Source organism: Hymenobacter sp. 102, from assembly GCF_049949205.1.
Taxonomy (GTDB): domain Bacteria; phylum Bacteroidota; class Bacteroidia; order Cytophagales; family Hymenobacteraceae; genus Hymenobacter.
Genome location: NZ_CP188172.1, coordinates 3,256,614 through 3,279,797, shown reverse-complemented (window position 1 = coordinate 3,279,797; position 23,184 = coordinate 3,256,614). Strand labels below are relative to the sequence as shown.

At 61.3% G+C, this 23,184-nt stretch carries 17 protein-coding genes; 6 read left to right on the top strand and 11 right to left on the bottom strand.

Annotated features, from left to right (window positions below):
* The first annotated feature begins 28 nt into the window (after window positions 1–28).
* The 4 genes from ACN19L_RS14040 to ACN19L_RS14025 all read left to right on the top strand — a co-directional run bounded on the left by ACN19L_RS14040 (window position 29) and on the right by ACN19L_RS14025 (window position 6,952).
* Window positions 29–1,714: a M28 family peptidase gene (locus tag ACN19L_RS14040; protein WP_426490125.1), complete on the top strand. Its 1,686-nt coding sequence runs from the start codon at window positions 29–31 to the stop codon at window positions 1,712–1,714.
* Window positions 1,715–2,029: 315 nt separating this feature from the next.
* Complete coding sequence (locus ACN19L_RS14035; protein WP_426490124.1) at window positions 2,030–3,430, top strand: LutB/LldF family L-lactate oxidation iron-sulfur protein; 1,401 nt, start codon at window positions 2,030–2,032, stop codon at window positions 3,428–3,430.
* A 99-nt stretch (window positions 3,431–3,529) separates the two neighbouring features.
* Window positions 3,530–4,567 carry a hypothetical protein gene (locus ACN19L_RS14030; protein WP_426490123.1) on the top strand — a complete coding sequence of 346 codons (1,038 nt, stop codon included), beginning with the start codon at window positions 3,530–3,532 and terminating at the stop codon, window positions 4,565–4,567.
* 351 nt (window positions 4,568–4,918) lie between these two features.
* Window positions 4,919–6,952 carry a T9SS type A sorting domain-containing protein gene (locus ACN19L_RS14025; RefSeq protein WP_426490122.1) on the top strand — a complete coding sequence of 678 codons (2,034 nt, stop codon included), beginning with the start codon at window positions 4,919–4,921 and terminating at the stop codon, window positions 6,950–6,952.
* 209 nt (window positions 6,953–7,161) lie between these two features.
* Here ACN19L_RS14025 and sdaAA read toward each other — a convergent pair whose 3' ends face one another.
* The 4 genes from sdaAA to ACN19L_RS14005 form a co-directional block, all read right to left on the bottom strand.
* On the bottom strand, window positions 7,162–8,064 hold the full coding sequence (gene sdaAA / locus ACN19L_RS14020) for an L-serine ammonia-lyase, iron-sulfur-dependent, subunit alpha (RefSeq protein WP_426490121.1): 903 nt from the start codon (window positions 8,062–8,064) through the stop codon (window positions 7,162–7,164).
* Between the two features lie 263 nt (window positions 8,065–8,327).
* Entirely contained in the window at window positions 8,328–10,196 is a 1,869-nt protein-coding gene (locus ACN19L_RS14015; protein ID WP_426490120.1) for a M48 family metalloprotease, read from the bottom strand.
* Between the two features lie 93 nt (window positions 10,197–10,289).
* Window positions 10,290–10,748 carry a peptide-methionine (R)-S-oxide reductase MsrB gene (msrB, locus tag ACN19L_RS14010; protein ID WP_426490119.1) on the bottom strand — a complete coding sequence of 153 codons (459 nt, stop codon included), beginning with the start codon at window positions 10,746–10,748 and terminating at the stop codon, window positions 10,290–10,292.
* An 85-nt stretch (window positions 10,749–10,833) separates the two neighbouring features.
* Window positions 10,834–11,625, bottom strand: a complete 792-nt coding sequence (locus tag ACN19L_RS14005) for a M949_RS01915 family surface polysaccharide biosynthesis protein (protein WP_426490118.1) — start codon at window positions 11,623–11,625, stop codon at window positions 10,834–10,836.
* A gap of 39 nt (window positions 11,626–11,664) precedes the next feature.
* Here ACN19L_RS14005 and ACN19L_RS14000 point away from each other — a divergent pair, with 39 nt between their 5' ends.
* A complete protein-coding gene (locus tag ACN19L_RS14000) occupies window positions 11,665–13,194 on the top strand; it encodes an NAD(P)H-hydrate dehydratase (protein WP_426490117.1) in 1,530 nt (509 codons plus the stop codon).
* Between the two features lie 17 nt (window positions 13,195–13,211).
* On the opposite strand, the gene ACN19L_RS13995 is transcribed toward ACN19L_RS14000, so the two are convergent.
* From ACN19L_RS13995 to pafA, 4 genes are all read right to left on the bottom strand, one after another.
* Window positions 13,212–15,494, bottom strand: a complete 2,283-nt coding sequence (locus ACN19L_RS13995) for a GH92 family glycosyl hydrolase (protein ID WP_426490116.1) — start codon at window positions 15,492–15,494, stop codon at window positions 13,212–13,214.
* A gap of 78 nt (window positions 15,495–15,572) precedes the next feature.
* Window positions 15,573–16,442 carry a UbiA family prenyltransferase gene (locus ACN19L_RS13990; protein WP_426490115.1) on the bottom strand — a complete coding sequence of 290 codons (870 nt, stop codon included), beginning with the start codon at window positions 16,440–16,442 and terminating at the stop codon, window positions 15,573–15,575.
* Window positions 16,443–16,600: 158 nt separating this feature from the next.
* Window positions 16,601–17,182 (bottom strand): inorganic diphosphatase, encoded by a 582-nt coding sequence (locus ACN19L_RS13985; protein WP_426490114.1) that lies wholly within the window; start codon window positions 17,180–17,182, stop codon window positions 16,601–16,603.
* A 148-nt stretch (window positions 17,183–17,330) separates the two neighbouring features.
* Window positions 17,331–19,043: an alkaline phosphatase PafA gene (gene pafA, locus ACN19L_RS13980; protein ID WP_426490113.1), complete on the bottom strand. Its 1,713-nt coding sequence runs from the start codon at window positions 19,041–19,043 to the stop codon at window positions 17,331–17,333.
* Between the two features lie 119 nt (window positions 19,044–19,162).
* On the opposite strand from pafA, the gene ACN19L_RS13975 reads away from it, so the two are divergent.
* Window positions 19,163–19,888 (top strand): HAD family hydrolase, encoded by a 726-nt coding sequence (locus ACN19L_RS13975; protein WP_426490112.1) that lies wholly within the window; start codon window positions 19,163–19,165, stop codon window positions 19,886–19,888.
* Between the two features lie 90 nt (window positions 19,889–19,978).
* Here ACN19L_RS13975 and atpG read toward each other — a convergent pair whose 3' ends face one another.
* From atpG to atpH, 3 genes are all read right to left on the bottom strand, one after another.
* Entirely contained in the window at window positions 19,979–20,869 is an 891-nt protein-coding gene (gene atpG / locus ACN19L_RS13970) for an ATP synthase F1 subunit gamma (RefSeq protein WP_426490111.1), read from the bottom strand.
* 100 nt (window positions 20,870–20,969) lie between these two features.
* Entirely contained in the window at window positions 20,970–22,553 is a 1,584-nt protein-coding gene (atpA, locus tag ACN19L_RS13965; protein WP_426490110.1) for a F0F1 ATP synthase subunit alpha, read from the bottom strand.
* A 6-nt stretch (window positions 22,554–22,559) separates the two neighbouring features.
* Window positions 22,560–23,120: an ATP synthase F1 subunit delta gene (atpH, locus tag ACN19L_RS13960; RefSeq protein WP_125419285.1), complete on the bottom strand. Its 561-nt coding sequence runs from the start codon at window positions 23,118–23,120 to the stop codon at window positions 22,560–22,562.
* Window positions 23,121–23,184 lie beyond the last annotated feature (64 nt).

Here is a 23,184-nt window from a genome sequence, read left to right as displayed (position 1 = left end):
GTTCCTGATTTATTCCATCCCTCCCCATATGAAGAAAACTTCCCTCCTGACCTGGCTGCTGGCCGCGGGCGTTAGCACGTCGGCAGTGGCCCAGCAGGCCCCCGAGAAAATCAAGGTGAAGGCCAAGCGCAAGGCCAAAACGGAAGCCCCGGCGGCTCCCGCTGAGCCGGCCCCCGCCACTGCCGCTCCGGCCGACTGGGCCCGCACCTACGCCGAAAGCATCACCCAGGCCGATTTGCGCCAGCACCTTACCGTACTGGCCTCCGACGAGTATGAGGGCCGCGAAACCGGCGAGAAAGGCCAGAAAATGGCCGCCGAGTACATTGCCAAGCGCTTTGCCGAGTTGGGCCTGAAGGGTCCGGTGCAGGGCTCCGACAACCCCTACCTGCAGCACTTCACCATGGTGCGCAGCTCCTGGGCCGACGGGGCTACCCTGAAAGTGGGCAAGAACACCTACAAGTGGCTTACTGATTTCTACGCCCTCGGGGGCAACGGCTTTCAGCAGGAAACCAGCGTGCAGCCCGTGTTTGCCGGCTACGGCATTGAGCAGGACGGCTACTCCGACTACGCCGCCCTGGGCGACGTGAAGGGCAAGGACCTGCTGATTCTGCTGGGCGAGCCGCAAACCGACAAGGGCACCGCCCTGCTGGGCAAAGACGGCCAGAACAGCAAATGGGGCCAGGATTACCGCGCTAAGCTACAGCTGGCCGCCCAGAAAGGGGCCCGCTCGGTGTTCTTCGTGGATTTCAACCCCAACAGCAACTACGAGAAGCTGGCCGCCCGCATGACGCCCTACATCAGCCGGCCCAGCATTGCCTTCAAGGAAGCTTCGCAGACCACCCGCCCCACGGCCTACTTTGTGAGCCCGGCGGTGGGCTACCAGCTGCTGGGCACCACGGCCCTGGCCGTTACCAAGTACACGGCCGCCGTGAGCAAAGCCGCCAAGCCGACGGCCAGCCCCTTTAAGCCCGCCAAAGTGCTGGTGAAAGCCCCCAAGAAAATGGAGGACTTCACCACCGAAAACGTGCTGGGCTACTTGGAAGGTACCGATCTGAAAGACGAGGTAATGGTGCTGTCGGCTCACTACGACCACATCGGCATCATCAACGGGGAGGTGCACAACGGCGCCGACGACGACGGCTCGGGCACAGTATCGGTGCTGGAAATGGCCGAGGCCTTCACCAAGGCCAAAGCCGAGGGCCACGGCCCCCGCCGCAGCATCCTGTTCCTGACGGTCACCGGGGAGGAAAAGGGCCTGCTGGGCTCGGAATACTACACCGACCACCCCATCTTCCCGCTGCAAAACACCGTGGTGGACCTGAACACCGACATGGTGGGCCGCACCGACAAAGACCACGAGGGCAAGGGCGACTACGTGTACGTGATTGGCTCCGACAAGCTCAGCTCGGAGCTGCACACCATTCTGCAGGCCCAGAACCAGCAGTACACCCAAATGGACCTGGACTTCCGCTACAACGACCCGGAAGACCCCAACCGCTTCTACTACCGCTCCGACCACTACAACTTTGCCAAGCACCGCATTCCGGTGGCCTTCTTCTTCAACGGCGTGCACGATGACTACCACGGCCCCAAAGACGAGGTAGACAAAATTGAATTCCCCAAAATGGAGAAGCGCGCCCGCCTGGTGTTCTACACCGCCTGGGACCTGGCCAACCGCGACAAACGCATTGTGGTAGACTCGAACAAGAAGTAACGCAGGAATGAGCTGATGAAAGACGTGTCATTGCGAGGCGCAGCCGAAGCACCCGTAGGACAGCGCAGCTAATCCGTCCTTCACGAAGCTCTTAACTCTGACCTATTCTAAAGCCCCTGATGCCCACGCTGGCGTCAGGGGCTTTTTATATTTTGGGGCTTCTGCCATTGAGAGGCACGGATTAGCTGCGCTGTCCTACGGGTGCTTCGCTCCGCTCGCAATGACTCGGGCTTTTCTTTCATAAAAACCCGCCGAACCTCTTGAGGTCCGGCGGGTTTTTATCTTTGCTAAGAACCCGTTGTACTCCGTGCTGCCATGAACCCGACGACCCTTACGCCCGCCCCCAAGAAATCGGCCCAGTTTCTGGTGGATGCCGACCGCAAAGCCTTCGACCTGGAGCATCGGCGCAAAATCCGGTTCAACATTGGCAAGTACAACGCGGCCGTGCAGACGGGCCTGGGCTTTTACCAGGACCACGAGCTGGCCCGCGACCGGGCGGCCTACCTGAAAAGCCAGGTGATTAACCGGCTGGATGAGTACCTGCTGCAGTTCGAGCAGAACTTCACGGCCCGGGGCGGCAAGGTTATCTGGGCGCAGAACGCGGAGGAGGCCCTGTTCGAGGTGGGCAAGATTATGGACCGCCGCCAGGCTCGCACCGTGGTGAAGGCCAAGAGCATGACTACCGAGGAAATCCACCTGAACAAGTACCTGGAAAAGCGCGGCATCGAGTCGGTGGAGACGGATTTGGGCGAGTTCATTGTGCAGCTGAACGGGGAGCGGCCCTACCACATCGTAACGCCGGCCATGCACCTGAGCAAGCTCGATATTGCCGATATCTTCGTGAAGCACCTCGGCATTGAGTACACCGACGACGCCCAGCAGCTGGTGCTCACGGCCCGCCATTTGCTGCGCCACAAGTACACCTCGGCCGAAGTGGGCGTTACGGGCGGCAACTTCCTCATTGCCGATACCGGGGCCGTATGCGTCACCGAAAACGAAGGCAACGCCCGCCTCTCGGCCACCTTCCCCAAAACCCACATTGCCATTGTGGGCATTGAGAAGGTGATTCCGCGCCTGCAGGACCTGGATTTGTTCTGGCCTTTGCTTAGCACCAGCGGCACCGGCCAGCAGGTAACCGTGTACAACACCATTTACACCGGCCCCCGCCAGCCTTTGGAGAAGGACGGCCCCGAAGAAATGGTGGTGATTCTGCTGGATAACGGCCGCACCAACCTGCTGGCCCAGCCCGACAAGCGCGAGGCGCTGAACTGCATCCGGTGCGGGGCCTGCCTGAACGTGTGTCCGGTGTATAAGAACATTGGCGGCCACACCTACGAGGCCACCTACTCCGGGCCCATCGGCTCAGTGATTACGCCCCACCTCTCGGGCATGGCCGAAAACAAGCACCTGAGCTACGCCAGCAGCCTGTGCGGAGCCTGTACCTCCGTGTGCCCCGTCCGGATTCCGATTCACAACATCCTGCTCAAAAACCGCCAGCAAAGCGTGGAGGAAGGACTAACCGAGAAGGAAGAGCGCCGGGCGGTTACGCTGTGGCTCTACGGTATGAAGCACCGTTGGATGTGGGATATGGTTCCGGCCGCCGGCAAAAACTGGGTGCTTAGCCGCCTGCTAGGCGAAGTGGGCTGGAGCAAGCGCCGCGACGCCGTGCAAGTGGCCCCCAAGACCTTCCGCCAGCTCTGGAAGGAGCGAAAGTAGTTTCCCAGCCCTTTCGGCCGGCCCTGTGGCCCCGCCAACCTTGAACCCGACCGGACAGTACAAGCAGGGCGGCACCTTGGCCGCGCCTGGTTGCTCTGTATGCGTGATTTTCTGATTCATGCGCTGGCCTTTACTGCTGGCGTGTATGTGGTGGCCGATACGGTGCTGGCCGCCATCCGCTCATTTGTGCTACCCCGCAGCGACTCGGCGTGGCTGAATACCGTGGTCTTCCGGGTGGTCCGCTGGGTGTTTGAAGCCGCTGCCCGACTGGGTCGCTCCTATCAGCAGCGGGACCGAATTCTGGCCCTATATGCGCCGGTGGGCCTCGTGATGCTGCCCATTGCCTGGCTTACGGCCGTTAGCGCGGGCTACACCGCCATTTTCTGGGGGCTGGGCGAGGGCAATCTGGAGCGGTGCTTTCGCATTAGCAACAGTTCCCTGCTCACGCTCGGCTCCGAAGATCCCAGCCATGAGGTATTGGCCACGGCCATGTCGTACTCCGAAGCCACGCTGGGCCTGCTGCTGCTCACGTTGCTGATTTCCTACCTGCCCACCATGTACCAGGCATTTTCGCGGCGGGAACTTACGGTGGCCCGGCTGGAGTTGCGGGCCGGCCTCAAAGCCTCGGCGGTGCAACTGCTGCTCTGGCTTCACCACTCCGGGTCCCTGCCCGGCGACGGCAGCCAGTGGCGGGCGTGGGAAGAGTGGTTTGTGGAAATTGAGGAAACGCATACTTCCCTGCCTATTATGGCCTTTTTCCGTTCACCCCAGCCCGGCCGCTCCTGGATTACGACGGCCGACATCATCCTGGACGCGGCGGCCCTCATCAGCAGCACCGTCGATCAGCCCCGCGACGCCCACCTGGAGCTGTGCTTCAAGGCCGGGTGCATCTCGTTGAACCGGGTAGCCCGCTACTTCAGGTACGAGGCCGGGGCGGAAGAATCGGCCGGCGAAACCCCGCCCTCTCCCCATCACGACAACTTCCGGGAAGCCTATGCCCGCTTCCAGGCGGCGGGAATATCCCTGCTACCCGAACCAGCTGCCTGGGCCCATTACCAGCAGCTGCGCGGCCGTTACGCCGGAGCCGTTGCCTACCTCACCCGCCTAATTATGGCTCCTATCACAGCCCCTATCTGATAGCTTGCCCCGGGTGCTAATCCACTAACTCACTGGCTGAAGAATACCGCTTTGGCTTCTTTAACGCCTTCAAAACCGGTAATAATTTTGGCCTGATTTCTTCTCCGCACCGGGTTACTACTGTCCTGCTTTCGTCCAAGCCGAACGGGGTGCTTATCATGTAGCAGCCTGTTCAGCTTGGTATAGTTCAGTTTACTGTGTATTATATATGGTTTTTCTTATTAAATATTGATTTATTTTAACCAATAGTAGATCAACTTTTCAAAAACGACTGCGTTAAGCGCCCCTAGCTCCTCATTTTGAGAGAGCACCTTATCTGCTTTTCCGCATTTCAGCCCGCGCTTTGTCGTCATGAATACACACTTATCCCGCTGTGGGAAATCTACTTTCCGCATCCTGATTACGGCCCTAGTGCTGGTGCTGCTAGCTGTTCCGGCATGGGCAGGCTCCGGCTTCTATAAAAACTTTGTGGTGCTCAACTCCGGCAGTGGGAACGTGTACTACGATACTGACCTCACAAACACGAGTAATCCTGATTTTGGGGGCAGTTTAGGGTCCTTCGACCGCACTACCGGTCAGTTGCTGCTCAACGGAGCCGAAGCCAACACCTTCGAAAACAGCGGCGACGATATTCAGGCTACCCGGCTTTACTACCGTCTGTATCGGCAGGGCACGGCAGCGGCCGGGTTTCAATCCATTGAGCTTGGTTTCCGGGCCCGCGGAGGTGATGGCAACCCCACCAATGAGAAGTGGGACGTGCTTAACGCCAACCTTGATTTGCTGGCCCGTACTAACGGCAATGGCACCTACGTGCTGGATGTGTATTTTGAAGGCAGCGGTGTGAATAATGGGAACACCTACCAAGTGTACGATAGCCGGAATGGGCAGAACTACCGCGTTACCTTCACGGTAACCGGAGCTACCCCCGCTACCACCACCTGGACCGGCAGCCAGGGAACCAATTGGTTCAACGACAACAACTGGACGGCCGGTACGCCTACCGACCTCACCGATGCCCTGATTCCGGTGGGTCCCGTCAACTTTCCCGACATTACGAGTGGTGTTGCGCAAACCCGCAACCTTACCATTGATGGCACCGACCCCACCAACCGCGCTGTGTTGCGCCTGACCGAGGGCGAATTGCGCGTATTCGGCAATTTTTTCAACCCTGCATCGGGTTACGAGCAGAGCGGTGGCGTATTCGTGCTGGCCCGTACCGGCGACCAGCAGTTTGATGGCGACGTATTTTTTAATGTGCGCATTGAGGGCGGCGGTATGAAAACGCTGACCAATACGGCCAGCATCGTGAACACGCTCACCTTCACTAACGGCATCCTGCAAACATCCGTCAACGACCCCAACGTGTTTAACATCAACCTGTTTGCCAACGCCCGCATAGAAGGTGAGACAGAAAGCAGTTTTCTGTTGGGTGTGGTACAAACCAACCGACTCGTTACGCTGGGAGCCCCGCAGGATTTCGGTAACATAGGCTTTACCCTGACCACTACTGGCCGCGCGGCCGGACAGACCCTGGCTTCCCGACTCACCGGCCTTACTTTCTCGGGCGCGGGCAGCAGCCGGAGCGTACAACGCCAGTTCAATCTGGTGCCCGACGTGAATGGTGGCCTCAATGCCACTATCGTGTTCCGTTACCTCGACCGGGAATTAAACAGCATTCCGGAGCCTGATCTGGTTATCTTCCAGTCGCAGAACAGCGGGGCTACCTGGGGATTCGTGGGCAAGGACGCGCAAAACCAAGGCTCGAATGAAATAACCAAGACGGGCGTTGACCGGCTCAGCTTTTTCACCCTCGGCGACCAGAATAACCCGCTGCCCGTTACGCTCACCAGCTTTGAGGCCCTACGTCAGGGTCCTGATGCTTTGTTGCGCTGGACAACGGCCCAGGAAATCAACAATGCCGGTTTTGAAGTGCAGGTATCCAACAACGGTCAGCAATTCCGCACGCTGGCTATCGTACCGGCTGTTTCAGCCAATAGCCAAACCAACCGCTCCTACCAATTCACTGACCGGGAAGCTGGCAAAAGCGGCCTCCGCTACTACCGCCTCCGCCAGTTGGATATAGATGGTAAAGCAACCCTGTCGGGGACGCAGACGGTGGGTTTTGGGGTTGCGGCCCGCACAGTGTATCCCAATCCATTCACCTTCAGCCTCCGCGCACCAATCCAATCGGCCGTGGCAGGTCCCGTAACCGCCAGCCTGCTCGATGGCCTGGGTCGGGAGGTGTATCGCGCCACAACACGCGTGGAAGTAGGTGCCTCCGAAATTGCGCTGGATGCGCTGGATCGGTTGCCCGACGGCGTTTACTACCTGAACCTTACGCTGCCCGATGGCTCCCGGCAACGCGAAAAACTACTGAAACGGTAGCTTATCCTGCAGGCTTACAACGCCAGGGCCTCACTATACCGGAGTATAGTAAGGCCCTGGCGTTATAAGCTGTTTCAGAAAGGTGGTAGCTCTTATTGTTCGCTTAGCCTGCTGAGATTGTCGAAATATCTCTTCTACTGCCCTGCATCAATGATCTGAACGGAGCGAAAAAGCAGTTTTAACAAACTCATCATCAGCTACTATTGCATTTATTCTGTTTCATCGGGCAGAATCTGTACATCCTGCACCAGTACCATCTTCTCTATTTCGCGGCCGCGCGGGGTATTGGCCAGGCCCCCGAGGGCGGTTTCCTTATAGCGCGTTTCCATGCTCTGCCCCACTTCGCCCAGCGCCGCCACGCACTGGTCTACGGGAATCACCGGGTCGACGCCGGCAATGGCAATCTGGGCCGAGCTGAAGGCAATGGCGGCGGCCGAGGCGTTGCGCACCACGCAGGGCACTTCTACCAGGCCAGCGACCGGGTCGCACACCAACCCCAGCATGCACTGGATGGTAATGGCCACGGCCGCAAAGGTCTGCTCTACCGAGCCCCCCAGGCAGTACACAATGGCCCCCGAGCCCATAGCGGCGGCCGAACCGGTTTCGGCCTGACAGCCCCCCACGGCCCCGGCCAGCGAGGCGTTCTGCTCAATGATGAGGGCCACCCCGGCCGCTACCAGCAGCCCTTCCAGGATGGTGCGGTCATCGAGCTTGTGCAAATCCTGCAGCGTAACGAGCACGCCGGGCAAGATGCCCGAAGCGCCGGCTGTGGGCGCAGCCACCACCCGGCCCATGCAGGAGTTTACTTCCTTGGCTCCCAACGCCCGCGTAACCAGCTGCTTGAACTCCGGCGACAGGACCGTAACGGGCGACGCGGCAATTTTTTTGGCCCCGTTATTCACCATGCCCGAGCGCGACGTCATGTCTTGGGTGAGGCCGGTGTGTACGGCGTCGCGCATTACATCGTAGGCCCGCTGCAGCCCGGTCCAGATTTCTTCCTCCGAGCGGCCTTTCTGCTCCATCTCGTAGGCCAGCACGGGCTGGTAGAGAGGTTCCTGGGTAGCCGCGCAGTGGGCCTGCCAGCTGGCAAAATCAGTGAAAAGCAACGACATGGGCGGGAAAATTGGGTGGGTGGGAAAGTAGCAGTAACAGCGCCCGCCACCGGCAAGTTGCGGCAGCGGGCTACGAAAGTCGGGAGAAATTGGCACAGAACCTTTAGGGCTGGCTTTCTGCCCGCCGCTATTTGGTGCCCTAGCGCGCCGAACATGAACTATCAGAGCACTGGTTACACTACGCGGGCCAAGCCAGTGGCAGCGGAAAGCCTGCCAGGCAGCAGGCAGTGTCCTGGTTCCGGCACCTGATTCAGGCCGCTGGGCTACGCTACCGGGTACACGGCGGCACCGGGGGTTTGCCGGGCCTTTTCGCCCAGCCACGCCCACTGCTTGTTGTCGTTGACTACCAGAATTTCGGCTTCCATATCCAGGCTGCCGGCCACCTGCCGCACCCAGGCCGTTACTTCTTCGGGCGAGCGGCGGGCCACCGCGGGCTGCACCAGCAGCACGAAGAAAGGCTTATGCGGAAAGTGCTGCACCCGTTTCTGCAACAGCCAGGCGGCCTGCACGCCCAGTTCCGGACGGCTCAGCCGCGTCTGCAGCTCGGCACGGAGCGTCTCCGAAACCGTGGGCTCATGCAGTTGGTCGGTGACTTCCACGGAAGCCCGCTCAGCCGCAGCCAGGTCGAAGATATCGGCGTGGCGCAGTTGGGCCGCCGCCAGCTCACGGACCTGCTCCCGGTTGCCTGCACGGGTGTAGTACGCCTCCTGCAGGGCCAAACACGGGCCCATGAAATTTGGCTCCCGACTCATCACCTCATCCAGCAGCGGCAGGCCGGCGGCATCATCGCGGCTGAGCAGAATGCGGCCCACGGCAAACCGCGCGGCCAACTCCCAGGTGGAGTTCGTAAACAGCGCCTGAAACAGGGGCAGCGCCTCATCGGCTCCCACGTGGTCTTCGGTCAGGTCGGCCAACGCCCAGGCATCGTCGGCCGAGAGCTCCTCCCCGGCTGCTTGCCGCTCGGCCAGGGTTTGGCGGCGCTGGCGTTGCTCTTGCAACTCGGCGTGCCGCTCCTGCCAGAACCCGGTGCGCTCAGCCGCCCAGTTCGCGTCGAGGGAGGCTGCCAGGCGTGGCAGTTGGTCGCCCAGCCAGGCTTCCGCGGCCGTTTGGGTGGGCAGAGCAGGTACTCCCCCCGGCTGGCCCAGAGCCCGTAGCCGCTCTCCCAGCGTGGGGTGCGTGCTGAAAGGGTCGGGGTCGGCTTCCAGAGCTTGCTGCAGGGCGCGGGCTTCCTCCGTGATGGGCAGGTGCCCGGTGCGCGCCACCGGCAACAGGCCGCTGATGGCATTGCCGGGCGGAGCCGGCTCCGTGGCCAGCCGGTCAATCAGCGGATTCCAGTACAACGTATCCAGGGCCTGCTCCCGCACCACCGTGGCGCATAACGCCTCGGCCATGGCGGCTGCACTGGTAAGGCGGGCCGCAGCGGCATCGGCTTCAAACTCATCGGTGCGCCGGACCGGGTGGGACCAGGCGTTGAGGCGAGGCACGTACCAGCGGGTGAAGCGCTGCAGCCAGGCCGCACCGCCCTGTTGCTCCAGTTGGCTCATAAGCTGGTCCCAAGTACTGCTTACGCGGTAGATCCACACCCCAAACCGGCCGTGCCCGCCACGCAGGTGTCCCAGCTCGTGGGCCACCACGGCGGCGGCTTGTTCGGGGCTCAATGCCTGGAGCAGCGGCAGGCCTACCACTACGTAGTTGCGCGTCCAGCCCAGCATGCCCAGGCGCGGCACCTGCACGGCTGAGGCGTTGAATTCGGCCGTGAGCAGCACCTGATGCACGCGCGGGGCCTTCAGGGCGCGGGTTTGTGCGCGCAACAGCGTCAGCAGCGGGGCGGCCTCGGCGGAGCCCAAGGGCAACCCTTCGGGCCGCTCAAATTTCACCCACAACGACCGAAGTACCCGCCACCCAAACACCACCAGCAGCACCCCGATTTTCCAGATAGCCCCCAGGGCTTTGGCGGCCAGTCCCACGGCCAGCACCGCCCCCAGCAGGCCTACTGTGCCCGCCAGCAGCAGGGCGATAAAACCATATCCCAGTAAGGCCCAGCCCCACACCCGGCGCCGGTAGGATGTTGGATTGGCCTCGGCCAGCGGGTGCAAACGGCGCAGCTCCGCTACAAATTCTTCACGCGTCATTGGGTACTGCTATAACCTAAAAAAAGCCGCTTGCGGCGTTTCAACGGAAACACTACAAGCGGCTTCTAAAGTAACGGGTCGGGGGCGGTTATCCTACGCCTCCTGCTTTTCGCTCACCAGCTTAATGGCGGCCGAGTTGATGCACAGGCGCAGGCCGGAGGGCGGGGGGCCGTCGGGGAATACGTGGCCCTGGTGGGCGTCGCAGACGTTGCAAAGCACTTCCACGCGCGTCATGCCGTAGCTGGTGTCCTTCTTGTACTTAATGGCGTTTTCCTGCACCGGTTGGGTGAAGCTGGGCCAGCCGGTGCCCGACTCGAACTTGGTGCGCGAGTCGTAGAGTGGGGTGCCGCAGCACACGCAGGCGTAGAGGCCGGCTTCGTGGGCCTCGCAGTACTCGCCGGTGAAGGCGCGCTCGGTGCCGTGCTGGCGGGTTACGTGGTACTGCTCGGGAGTAAGCTGGGCGCGCCACTCGGCGTCGGTTTTTTCTACTCGTCTATCGGGGGCCGGGCTGCCATGGTTGGCCAGCCGGATTACGTCGTTCCAGGTTTGCATGGTTGGGGAGGATAAGATCAGAAAATCAACTACTGTGCAAACGCGGGGGCCGGGCCGGAAGTTTTCCGGAACCAGACCGGGCCGGCTACAACTGCTCAAATTCCTGCTCCACTACCCAACGGCGCCAGTGCCGCCGGGCAAACTGCAAAAACGCGGGCGGAGCCTGCCGAAACTCCTTCTCCGTTTCATAGCGCCCCCCATACAACTCATAGTGCGCCTCCAACCGGGCCGGACGGATGGTATCGAGGCAGCAAGAGCTGGCGGGTACGCGCTGGCGGGCCGGTACCGAATCGGACTGCACCACGGTGTAGCCGCGCAGAGCATACTTGGCCGGGCCTTCGCGCATGATGAGCTTGAGCGGGGCCGAACTCACGTCGCTGCGGCATACCAGCTTGTAGAGTAAGGTGGTTTCCGTGCGCCCGTCCGCATCCAGGTCGGTAACGGTTACGGAACCGGGCACCGGGCCCAGCCACGTGTCGAAGGCGCAGCGTTCCACCGCATCCTGCAAATGCCACAATTCCTGCCATTGGCCGGCTCGTTGCACGTACTGGCGCACGTACAGGCGCACCGATTGGGTATCATTGGGGTCATCGGCGGGCCGGGCGGGCAGCGTCTGAACCGGGGTTCGGGTTATACGCAGTAGGTTCAGGCCGTTGGCATCGGTCCACTGCTTTAGCTCCAGCACCTTGCCGGGTTGGCTGGGCACTCCGGCAGGCAGTTGGTTGGCAGGTAACGTCTGCACCCGCACGGAATCAGCGGGAGCGGAAACCGTAGGGGCCTCTTGCGTATTGCGGGCAGCAGAATCCGCGGCGGTGTCAGACTTCGGCTCGGAACAGCCCAGCACACCCAGAGCCAGCAGCAAAAGAGAATAGCGCATCGTGTATCCGATAGATTCGGTTTCAAGTATAGGCATTGTATGAAACTCCTCACCGCTGCCCAAACCCGCGCCCTCGATGAAGGCACCCTGCAGGCCCAGGGCATATCCTCGCTGGAGCTGATGGAACGGGCGGCTACGGCCCTGCTGAACTGGCTGCTCGACACCCTGCACCCGGCCTACGCCACGCCCTTCCATATCCTCTGCGGCCCCGGCAACAACGGCGGCGACGGGCTGGCCCTGGCCCGGCTGCTGCACCAGGCCGGCTACCAGCCCCGGGTGTGGCTGCTGCCCGCCACCAAACACTCGGCCGACTTTACCGCCAACCGCCGACAGCTGCCCACCGACGTGCCCTGCCAGGAGCTACGGGCCGGGCACCTGCCGGCCTGGCCGGCCGGCGCGGTGGTGGTGGACGCCCTGTTCGGCACGGGCCTGAGCCGGCCCCTTACTGGGCTGGCGGCGGAAGTGGTGGCGCATCTCAATCAGTGTCCCGCCCTGCGTATTGCCGTGGATATGCCCTCGGGTTTGCTGGCCGACGCGCCCCAGCCCGCTGACAGTCCGGTGGTGCAGGCCCACTACACGCTCGCCTTCGAGCTGCCCAAGCTGGCGTTCCTGCTGCCCGGCAACGCCGCCGCCGTGGGCGAATGGGCGGTACTCCCGATTGGCTTGGACGCCGAAGTTATCCACAAAACCCCTGTGGATAACTACCTGATTGAGGATAACCTGCTCCGGGGCCGGCTGCCGAAGCGCCCCAGGTTCAGCCACAAAGGCACGTTCGGGCACGCGCTGCTGCTGGCGGGCAGCCACGGCAAGCTGGGCGCGGCCGTGCTGGCCGCCGGGGCCTGCCTGCGCGGCGGCGTGGGGCTGCTCACGGTGCGGGTGCCGCAGGTGGGGTACAGCGTGCTGCAAGCCACCGTGCCCGAGGCCATGTGCCTGCCCGACCCGGCCCCCGCTTTTCTGACCGCCTTGCCCGACCTGACACCCTACGCTGCCGTGGGCATCGGCCCGGGGCTGGGGCAGGCCGACGAAAGCCGGACGGTGCTGCAGCAGCTCCTCGAAACGGCCCGGGTGCCGCTGGTGCTCGATGCCGACGCGCTGAACCTGCTGGGGACCCACCGAGAGCTGCTGGATTTGCTGCCGCCCGACACCGTGCTTACCCCCCACCCCAAGGAGTTTGAGCGCCTGATGGGCGAGCCCGCGCGCGACGACTACCACCGGCTGGAACAGCTGCGCGGGTTTGCGCGCCAGCACCGCAGCTACTGCCTGCTGAAGGGTGCGTACTCGGCCCTGGCTACCCCCGACGGCACGGTGTACTTCAACACCACCGGCAACCCCGGCATGGCCACCGGCGGCAGCGGCGACGTGCTCACGGGCCTGCTGCTGGCGTTGCGCGCCGATAAGCGCCTCTCCCCGCTCGATGCCGCCCTGCTGGGCCTCTACGCCCACGGCCGCGCGGGCGACCTGGCCGCCCGCGAAACCGGCGAGGCCGGCCTTGTGGCCGGCGACTTGGTGCGGTGTATCGGCCCGGCCCTGCAGGAGCTTACCACCGATACGCGGGCCCTGCTGCCCTAAGCTGCGGGCCAGGTGCGCTACCGGGCTTTCGACATGGAGAAGGGCGCCGCCTGCAGGGTGTTGCCGCGGCGGCGGTTGGGCTCCGGGGCCATGTCGAAGTTCAGCGTAGCGCCCTGCTGCAAGGTCTCGTGGCTGAGCCAGTTTTGGGTGTAGGGCTGGCCGTTGAGCGTGAGGGCGTTGATGTAGCGGTTGGCGACGCTGTTGTTGGGCGCATTCAGCACCACCTGCCGGCCGTTTTCCAGCTGCAGCGTCACCTTCGGGAAAAGCGGGGCCCCCAGCACGTACTGGTTGGTGGCGGGGCACACCGGGTAGAAGCCCAGCGCCGAAAACACGTACCACGCCGAGGTCTGGCCGTTGTCCTCGTCGCCGCAGTAGCCGTCGGGGGTGGGCTGGTAGAGGCGGTTCATGGTTTCGCGTACCCAGTACTGCGTTTTCCAGGGCTGACCGGCGTAGTTGTAGAGGTAGGTCATGTGCTGGATGGGCTGGTTGCCGTGGGCGTAGTTGCCCATGCCCGCAATCTGCATTTCCCGGATTTCGTGAATCACCGAGCCGTAGTAGGAGGCATCGAACACCGGCGCCAGGGCAAATACCGTATCCAGGGTAGCCACAAACGGCCGGGGGCCGCCCATCAGGTTCATCAGCCCCTGCACATCGTGAAACACCGACCAGGTGTAGTGCCAGCTGTTGCCTTCCGTAAAGGCATCACCCCACTTAAAGGGGTTGAAGGGCGACTGGAACGTGCCGTCCTGGTTTTTGCCGCGCATCAGCCCGGTTTGCTTGTCGAACAGGTTGCGGTAGTTCTGGCTGCGCTTTTCGTAGAGCTGCACTTCCTTTTTGGGCCGGCCCAGGGCCCGGCCCAGCTGGGCAATGGCAAAGTCGTCGTAGGCGTATTCCAGGGTGCGGGCCGCACTTTCGTTGATTTTAACATCGTAGGGCACGTAGCCCAGTTTGGTGTAGTAGCTGGCCCCGGCCCGGCCCACGGCTTCCATCGGCCCCGGGTTGTTGGCGCCCTTCAGGGCGGCTTCGTAGAGGGCGTTGATGTCGTAGCCCCGCACGCCTTTCAGGTAGGCATCGGCCACAATGGACGCCGAGTTGTTGCCCACCATGATGTTGCGGTAGCCCGGGCTGGCCCACTCCGGCAGCCAGCCGCCTTCCTTGTACGTATTCACCAGTCCGGCCTGAATCTGGCTGTTCACGCTGGGGTACAGCAGGTTCAGGAACGGAAACAGGCAGCGGAACGTGTCCCAGAAGCCGGTGTCAGTATACAGGAAGCCCGGCAGCACCTGCCCGTTGTAGGGCGAGTAGTGCACCGGCTGGCCCTGGGCATCCAGCTCGTAAAACTTGCGCGGGAACAGCAGGCTCCGGTACAGGCACGAGTAAAACGTGCGCTGCTGCGCCTCCGAACCACCTTCTACCTTAATGCGGCCCAGCTGCTCCTGCCAGGCGGCGTGGCCCTGCTGCCGCACCGCCTCAAAATCGGCCGCCCCGATTTCCTGCTCCAGGTTGCGCAGGGCCTGCTCGGGGCTGATAAACGACGACGCCACCCGGGCTTGCACCTGCTCGCCCCGTCGGGTTTTGAAGCCCACCACCGCGCCGGTGTGGTTGGCCGTGGCTTCCAGCAGCCTGCCGTCCAGCACCTTATCCTGGTAGATGGTGGTGCTGCTGAACGGGTGGTCGAACTCGATGATGAAGTAGTTGCGGAAGTTCTGGGGCACGCCGCCGCTGTTGCGGGTGGTGTAACCCACAATGCGGCGCTGCTGGGGCAACACCTGCACGTGCGAGCCTTTATCCAGGGCATCCAGCACCACGTAGGCACTGTCGGTTTGCGGGAAGGTAAACCGGAAGCGGGCGGCCCGCTCGGTGGGCGTCAGCTCCACGGTCACGTCGTGGTCGGCCAGGTACACCCGGTAGTAGTGGGGCTGGGCCACCTCGGCCTTGTGCGAAAACCAGCTGGCCCGTTCCTCTTCCTCGAAGCGCAGCTTGCCGGTGATGGGCATCAGGGCAAACTGCCCGTAGTCGTTCATCCAGGGCGAGGGCTGGTGGGTCTGCTTGAAGCCCTTGAGCTTATCGGCCGCGTACTGGTAGGCCCAGCCACTACCCATTTTGCCGGTTTGCGGCAGCCAGCAGTTCATGCCCCAGGGCCGGGCAATGGCCGGATAAGTGTTGCCGTTGGAGAGGCTGGGCTTGGAGTCGGTACCCATCAGCGGGTTTACCAGCGCCACGGGGTCGGGAGATTGGGCGCGGGCCGGGTACCCCAGCGCCGCCAGCAGCACCGCACCGGTGCGCAACAGGTTCAGCATACGAGCCTTGCATTCGAGCGTCCGCACCGTGCAGACGCGGCAAGAATAGGTCTTTTCCGGCAGTTCCGAGCCGGGTTACTACGAGAAACTTACGGCCTGTCCCCGCGTACTCCACCACACCGCCGCAAACTGCAGCACCATCACCCCATCGGTGAGCAGGGCGAAGTAGTAATCGGGCCGCCGTTCCTCGGCAAACCAGATAACCAGCGCGGCCGCCAGCAGCGGCAGCAGCAGCGGCAGGTGATGGCCCGCCGGGGTGCCGGGCGGCACCAGCAGCGCCGCCACGCCCAGGGCCAGCAGCGCCAGCCACTTGGTGGCCTGAATGCCGAATACGCCCGGAAACGTGCGGGTGCCGGTGGCTTGGTCCTTGGTATAGTCGCGGATGTCGAACACGAAGGCCAGGGCCAGGATGAACAGGAAGCGCCGCAGAAACAGCACCCCCACTACCGGCTCCAGCAGCCCGCGGCCCAGGTACAGGGCCGGTATCCACACGGTTACGCCAGCCCACACGTAGGCAATCAGAAACACCTTCAGCAGCGGCAAATCGCGCAGAGCCCACCAGCGGCCGCGGCGCCTGAGCAGCGGCATGGAGTACAGCACCGAAATCAACCCCAGGTGCACCAGAAACGGTGTCAGGCGCAGCAGCCGCGCATCCCGCAGAAACAGGGCCCCGGCCACTGCCCCGGCCGCCAGCGCCACCCCCAGCAACGCCCGGCGGTGCCGCTGCATCCACTGCTTACGCCGCGACAGGCCAGGGTGCTGGCCCTGCTTGTACGGCAGCACGCTGTCCAGATTATACAGGAACAGGGTAGCCGAAAAAATCAGCCCGCCCAGCGGTACCGGAATGTGTACCCGCCAGAACAGGAATGTGGCCCACATCAACCCCAGTGCCGCCAACGACAGCCATGTACTGCTGTACAGTACGGCATCGAGCGGGCGACGGAGCACAGAAAGAAAAGCAGGCACGGACACAGCGGAATGAGCGGAGCAAGATACCACCGAAACCGCTGCGCTAACGCCCTGCCGGATGCCGGTATACGCAACAGCCCCCGGCATCATTGCTGACGGCCAGGGGCTGCACGGTGTGTAGAAGGAAGTAGGGTGGATTAGCTCAGAGCCTCTTGTACGTCCTCCACGTCTTTGGGGTTACCCTTCGGGAAGGTTTCCTCGTAGAGTTTAATGCTATCCTCGATGATGCGGTAGGCATCTTCGCGGCCCATAAAACGCTCCACGGTTACCTGCTTATGCTCCAGGGCCTTGTAGTCCTCGAAAAAGCGCTGCATTTCCAGCAGGGTGTGCGGGGGAAGGTCGGCAATGTCGTTGTAGTGGTTCACCGACACGTCGTTGGCGGCCACGGCAATGATTTTGTCGTCTTCCTCGTCCTGGTCAATCATCTGCATTACGCCAATCACCTTGGCTTCCACCAGGCACATTGGCACGATGTCCACGGAGCACAGCACCAGAATATCCAGTGGGTCTTTGTCGTCGCAGTAAGTTTTCGGGATAAAGCCGTAGGCGGCTGGGTAATGCACGGCCGAGAATAGCACGCGGTCCAGTTTCAGCAGGCCGCTGTCTTTATCCAGCTCGTATTTGCCCTTCGAGCCTTTGGGAATTTCAATGATGCCATTCACGACCTTCGGAGCGTCTTCGCCGCGCTCTACGTCGTGCCAGGGGTTAAAATGAGCCATTAATGGGTATTGGTTTTTGGTTATTCGTTTTTGGTTGTTGGCTTCCGGTTTTTGGTTTATCGCTTTAGCTATCTGTTCTCAGAGCCCGGCATGTACAGCCAGGAAAGCAACCGAAACAAAAAACCAAAAACGACCACCGAAAAACCAATTACCAGCCCAGCACTTCCGGCAATGGTTGGCCAGTGCAGCCATCGGGCTCCTGAATGTGAAGCCAGCGGGCCAATGTGGGCGCAATATCGGTAATCTTTGCCGGAGCTGACGACTGCCCGTGCTTTACGTGCCAGCCCCAGAACACAACCGGTACGTGGGTGTCATAATTACCGGCGGAACCGTGGGTGGTGCCTTTGTTTACCGGGAACTGATACGACTCCAGCCAGCCCGGCTCCAGCACCACCAGCACGTCGCCTGAGCGCTTTGGGAAGTAGCCGTTTTCCAGATACATCAGCATCCCGCTTTCCCAATGTGACTTCTGCACGTCCTCGGCGGCCAGGGCCCGCGTTACGCCGGCAAACTGCACCATTATACTGGCTGCCTCCCGCTGCACTTGGTACAGGTCCAGCTTTTTCTGCATGATCAGGGGGCGGTTCAGGTACACCTGCTGGTTTTCGTAGCTGAGCACCCACTTGCCGGCTCCGTGCAATTGCTCCAACTTGCGCTGCAAGGAGTCGCGCATAAGGCCGGGACCCACCGAGCCGGCCGGAATTTTCTTGTCAATCAGGAAATTGGGGGAGTGGGCCGCACCGTGGTCGGCACTCAGAAATACCAGTGCCTGCTTTTTGCCCACGGCCTTGTCCAGGTAGGCAAATAACCGTTCCAGCTCTTTGTCCAGGCGCAAATAAGTATCCTCCGCTTCAATGGAGTTCGGTCCGAACTGGTGTCCCACGTAATCGGTGCTACTGAAGCTCAAGGCCAGAAAATCCGTCTGCCCGCGCTGGCCTAGCTGCTCCGCCCGCATGGCTTCCAGGGCAAAATCGAGGGTGAGCGAGTTGCCAAACGGTGTGGAGCGAATCAGGTCGAGGTTGCGGGGCGTGGCTACCGGGGCTTTCTCGCCGGCAGCTTCCATGTTGCCCTTCACCGCCCGGCTGGGCGCGGCGCTCAGTACGGGCAAATCGTGGGGAAATACGGGCTTGGCCTCCCCCTTGAACGCGCCCTCCCACATCACATCATCCGGAGAGCTTTCGGTGTACTGGGCAATGGGCAGCAGCGTGTTCCAGGGCTGGTCTAGGTACTTAGCGGCCCGGTTTTCGGCGTTGAACTTCGTCACCCATTCCGGTAGCTGCTGCGTGTAAAAGGAACTGGTGATGAAGGCCCCATTGTCCCCATCATACCAATAGGCCGCGTTGGCCGCGTGCCCGGCCGGCAAAATGGAGCCCCGGTCTTTGATGCACACACCAATTACCTTGCTCTGAAAATTGGTAGCCAGCCGCAGCTCGTCGGTGATGGTGGTGGTCAGCATGTGGCGCGGCGACATTTGCCCGGCCGCGCCCGTGCCGCCCACCGCCTGCACGGTGTTATCTTCCGTCACGTAAGTGCCCCGTCCCTGCTCCCGCTCCAGCCAGTTGTTGCCGATGATACCGTGCACTGAAGGCGTGGTACCGGTGTAGATGCTGGCGTGGCCCGGCCCGGTGTAGGTGGGCACGTAGTTGTAGTGGGCGTTTTCGTAGCTGAAGCCCTCCCCTAATAGCCGGCGGAAGCCGCCGCTGCTGTATTTGCTCCAGTAGCGGTAGAGGTAGTCGTAGCGCATCTGATCCACCACAATGCCCACCACCAGTTTAGGGCGTTCCAGGGGTTTACCAGTTTTTTGCGCAAAGGCAGGAACCGCCAAGGTAGCGGCCAGCAATAAGCTCAAAGGTGTTTTCAAGCGGCAAGAAAATATGAAGCAGCCCCGAAGGAGCTGCTGGGTTCGGAACCGTAAAGATAGTCCTGCCCCGTCGGAGTTGCGTACTACGCTGAGAGCTTCCGTCACGTTATCATTCCTTTATGTCCATTGCCCAGCCTTACGCCCTTATCTTCGACATGGATGGCGTGCTCGTCGACAATACGCCCGACCAAGCCAGAGCCTTCCAATTGCTGTTCCGCGACCTGGGCCTGACTACCAACGCCCGCAAGCTGCTGCACCGCCTCAACGGAATGCCAGCCACTAATATCCTCAAAACCGTTTTTACCAATCCCGTACCCGCAAAGCAGCTGCAGGAGTACGCCGCTCAGCGTGAGTTTCTGTACCGGGTGCTGTATTGGAACAAGCGCCGGGAAGTAGCCGGACTCACCCATTTTCTGCAAGCGGCCCGTACTGCCGGTTTCAAAATTGGTTTGGGTACCGGCTCTGCCTCCGATACGATCAGTTACATTCTCGACCACCTGGACTTGCGCCGCTACTTTGATGTAGTGGTGGGTAAGGATGACGTGACGAAAGGCAAGCCGCACGCCGAAACCTACCTCATTACGGCCCGCCGGCTGGGCGTTCCGCCCGAGCGGTGCGTGGTATTCGAGGATGCCCTGCTGGGCGAGCAGGCGGCGTATCGGGCCGGCATGCGCTGCATCGGCGTTACTACCACGCTCAAGCCCATCGAATTCCAGGCCCCGCTCCTCACCATCCCCGACTTCACCCAGCTCAGCCCGCAACGGATTCTGGAGCTGCTGGCGCAGGCACCGGCCATACCCAGGCCCAGCCCGGTACTGGCCCGGCGTCAGTACGCGCAGCTGTAGACAGTACCGCTTCCTCTTGATACGTAAAAAGCAAAGCGGCCCGCCTCCTTCCGGAAGCGGGCCGTTTTACGTTCTGGTTCAGGCGAAACTTTACCGGCCGGCAGCCAGCGCCTCAGCACCACCCACGATTTCGAGAATCTCGGTGGTAATGGCGGCCTGACGGGTCCGGTTGTAGGTCAGCTTCAGCTGCTTCAGCAGCTCGCCGGCGTTTTCCGTGGCTTTGTCCATGGCCGTCATGCGGGCGCCGTGCTCCGAAGCGTTGCTTTCCAGTACGGCCTTATACAGCTGTACTTTCAGCGACTGCGGAATCAGGGTGCGCACGATTTCCTCCTTCGAAGGCTCGAAGATGTAGTCCACGTTCGACGTAGCCTGGGCACCGGCGGGCAGTTCAGCGGGCACCAGCGGCAGCAGTTGCTCGGTCCGGATGATCTGGGTAGCCACGTTTTTGAACTCGTTGTACACCATCACCACCTCGTCGTACTGGCCAGCGCGGAAACCGTCCATAGCTTCTTCCGCTGCTTCGCGCACGGTATCAAACGACAGCTTGCCGAATACATGCTGGTAGTTTCCCAGCAGCGGCACGCGCTTACCGAAATACTCGTGGGCTTTGCGGCCAATGGCCAGAACCGTTACCGCCCCGGCCGCAGCCTGCGCCGCGTAGCGGTCCTGCAGCAGCGCATTTACGCCCTTAAACACGTTGCTGTTGAAGGCACCAGCCAAACCACGGTCCGAAGTAATGGCAATAACCAGTACCCGACGCACCTCGCGCTGCTCCGCGTACTCGCTTACCAACTCCTCACCGGCCAGCGCCGTCAGGTTGCCCAGAATGCTGTTGAGCCGCTGCGCATAGGGACGCATGCGCAGGATGTTATCCTGGGCCCGACGCAGCTTGGCAGCCGCCACCATTTTCATGGCTTTGGTGATCTGCTGCGTGCTCTGCACCGACGTAATGCGGCTCCGAACTTCTTTTAAGCTAGCCATTCTTTTGAGTTATGAATTATAAGTGATGAGTTATGAATGGGAGAGCATATTATCCAGCCGGACGACAAGCCACTCATCATTCATAACTCATCATTCATAATTATTTAGAAGCGTACACCGACGACAGATCCTTCGCTACCTGACGGATAGCGCCGGTAGTCGTGTCGTCCAGTTTACCAGCCTTCAGGCCTTTCAGCACCTCGGGGTGGCGGGAGTTCATTACCTGCGTGAATTCACGCTCGAACTCGCGCACCTTGTTCACCGGCACCTGGTCGAGCAGTCCATTGGTAGCAGCGTAAATGATGGCTACCTGATCCTCCACCTTCTGGGGCGAGAACTGGGGCTGCTTCAGGATTTCCAGGTTACGACGGCCCCGCTCGATGGTGAGCTTGGTCGAGGCATCCAGGTCGGAGCCGAATTTGGCAAAGGCCTCCAGCTCACGGAACTGAGCCTGGTCCAGCTTCAGCGTACCAGCCACCTTCTTCATCGACTTGATCTGGGCGTTACCACCTACGCGCGATACCGAGATACCTACGTTAATGGCGGGCCGCACACCCGAGTTGAAGAGGTTGGTTTCGAGGAAGATCTGACCATCAGTAATCGAAATTACGTTGGTCGGGATGTACGCCGAAACGTCACCAGCCTGGGTTTCGATGATGGGCAGAGCCGTCAGCGAACCTCCCCCCTTCACGAGGGGCTTGATGCTCTCGGGCAGGTCGTTCATGTCCTGGGCAATGGCGTCCGAAGCGTTGATCTTCGCGGCGCGCTCCAGCAGGCGGCTGTGCAGGTAGAATACGTCACCGGGATACGCCTCACGTCCGGGAGGACGACGCAGCAGCAGCGACACTTCGCGGTAAGCAACTGCCTGCTTGGAGAGGTCATCGTACACGACCAGAGCCGGACGGCCGGTGTCGCGGAAGAACTCGCCGATGGCAGCACCGGTGAAGGGAGCGAAGAACTGCATGGGAGCCGGATCGGAAGCCGAAGCCGACACTACCACGGTGTAGTCCATGGCACCACCCTTGGTCAGGGCGTTTACTACCTGGGCCACGGTCGAGGCCTTCTGGCCTACGGCTACGTAGATGCAGAAAACAGGCTCGCCCCGCTCGAAGAACTCGCGCTGGTTCAGGATAGCGTCAAGGGCTACCGTTGACTTACCCGTCTGACGGTCACCGATGATCAGCTCCCGCTGGCCCCGGCCGATTGGAATCATGGCGTCAATAGCCTTGATACCGGTCTGCATGGGCTCGTTTACCGGCTGACGGTAGATTACACCGGGAGCTTTACGCTCCAGGGGCATATCGTAGGTGTCGCCCTGGATGGGGCCACGGCCGTCGATGGGCTGGCCCAGCGTGTTTACCACGCGGCCAATGATGCCTTCACCTACTTTAACCGATGCAATTTTATTGGTACGGCGCACGGTAGCACCTTCCCGGATATCGGAGTAGTCGCCGAGCATTACGGCACCTACGTTATCTTCTTCCAGGTTCAGCACCAGGGCCTGCAGGCCGTTTTCAAATTCGAGCAACTCCCCCGACTGGGCTTTGCCCAGACCGTAGATACGGGCTACACCGTCACCAACCTGCAGAACCGTACCTACCTCTTCGAGTTCGGCTTCGGTTTTGAAGTTGGAGAGTTGTTCCCGCAGAATGGCGGATACTTCATCCGGACGTACTTCTGCCATGGTGGGTTATACTAAAGAGTGGTAGGGGTTCTTTGAGAATTCGGTGCGCAGCTTGCGCAGCCGGTAGCTTACCGAGTCATCAATCAGCTTATCGCCGATGCGCAGCACGAAGCCGCCAATCAGCGAAGGATCTACCTTCTCGGTGAGGGTAACATCCTGCTGGCCGGTTTGCTGGCGCACCAGCTGAACCACCTGCAGGCGGGTAGGCGCATCCAGCGGAGCAGCCGTAGTTACCTCGGCTAGCTGCATGCCGCGCAGTTGGTTATACTGGCGCTGAAACTCGGTGCCAATAAACTCCAGTGCGCTTTCACGGTTCTTCTGCGTGATAATGGTGAAGAACTTGCTTGTGATGTCCGATACCTTGCCGGTGAACACTGCGTTCAGGATGGCCAGTTTCTTATCGTGCTTCACAATAGGGTTGCGCAGTAACAGACGCAGCTCACGGTTCTCGTCCAGCACTTTCGTGAACAAGTCCATATCCTGCTTTACCTGCTCCAGCGTCCCGCGCTCCTCTGCCAAATCCAGCAACGACTTCGCGTAACGGGAGGCAACTCGTAGTTCAGACATTGATTTCAGTATTGAGTAGTTGGTAATGCGTATTGAGTTGGCGGTTATCCGGCAAGCCGAATCT

Coding starts and splice junctions, on each gene's coding strand:
- atpG (WP_426490111.1), bottom strand. CDS start 20,869: ATGGCTAGCTTAAAAGAAGTTCGGAGCCGCATTACGTCGGTGCAGAGC.
- ACN19L_RS14030 (WP_426490123.1), top strand. CDS start 3,530: ATGCGTGATTTTCTGATTCATGCGCTGGCCTTTACTGCTGGCGTGTAT.
- ACN19L_RS13975 (WP_426490112.1), top strand. CDS start 19,163: ATGTCCATTGCCCAGCCTTACGCCCTTATCTTCGACATGGATGGCGTG.
- ACN19L_RS13985 (WP_426490114.1), bottom strand. CDS start 17,182: ATGGCTCATTTTAACCCCTGGCACGACGTAGAGCGCGGCGAAGACGCT.
- atpH (WP_125419285.1), bottom strand. CDS start 23,120: ATGTCTGAACTACGAGTTGCCTCCCGTTACGCGAAGTCGTTGCTGGAT.
- msrB (WP_426490119.1), bottom strand. CDS start 10,748: ATGCAAACCTGGAACGACGTAATCCGGCTGGCCAACCATGGCAGCCCG.
- ACN19L_RS14025 (WP_426490122.1), top strand. CDS start 4,919: ATGAATACACACTTATCCCGCTGTGGGAAATCTACTTTCCGCATCCTG.
- ACN19L_RS14000 (WP_426490117.1), top strand. CDS start 11,665: ATGAAACTCCTCACCGCTGCCCAAACCCGCGCCCTCGATGAAGGCACC.
- ACN19L_RS14005 (WP_426490118.1), bottom strand. CDS start 11,625: ATGCGCTATTCTCTTTTGCTGCTGGCTCTGGGTGTGCTGGGCTGTTCC.
- ACN19L_RS14040 (WP_426490125.1), top strand. CDS start 29: ATGAAGAAAACTTCCCTCCTGACCTGGCTGCTGGCCGCGGGCGTTAGC.
- ACN19L_RS14015 (WP_426490120.1), bottom strand. CDS start 10,196: ATGACGCGTGAAGAATTTGTAGCGGAGCTGCGCCGTTTGCACCCGCTG.
- ACN19L_RS14035 (WP_426490124.1), top strand. CDS start 2,030: ATGAACCCGACGACCCTTACGCCCGCCCCCAAGAAATCGGCCCAGTTT.
- atpA (WP_426490110.1), bottom strand. CDS start 22,553: ATGGCAGAAGTACGTCCGGATGAAGTATCCGCCATTCTGCGGGAACAA.
- ACN19L_RS13995 (WP_426490116.1), bottom strand. CDS start 15,494: ATGCTGAACCTGTTGCGCACCGGTGCGGTGCTGCTGGCGGCGCTGGGG.
- sdaAA (WP_426490121.1), bottom strand. CDS start 8,064: ATGTCGTTGCTTTTCACTGATTTTGCCAGCTGGCAGGCCCACTGCGCG.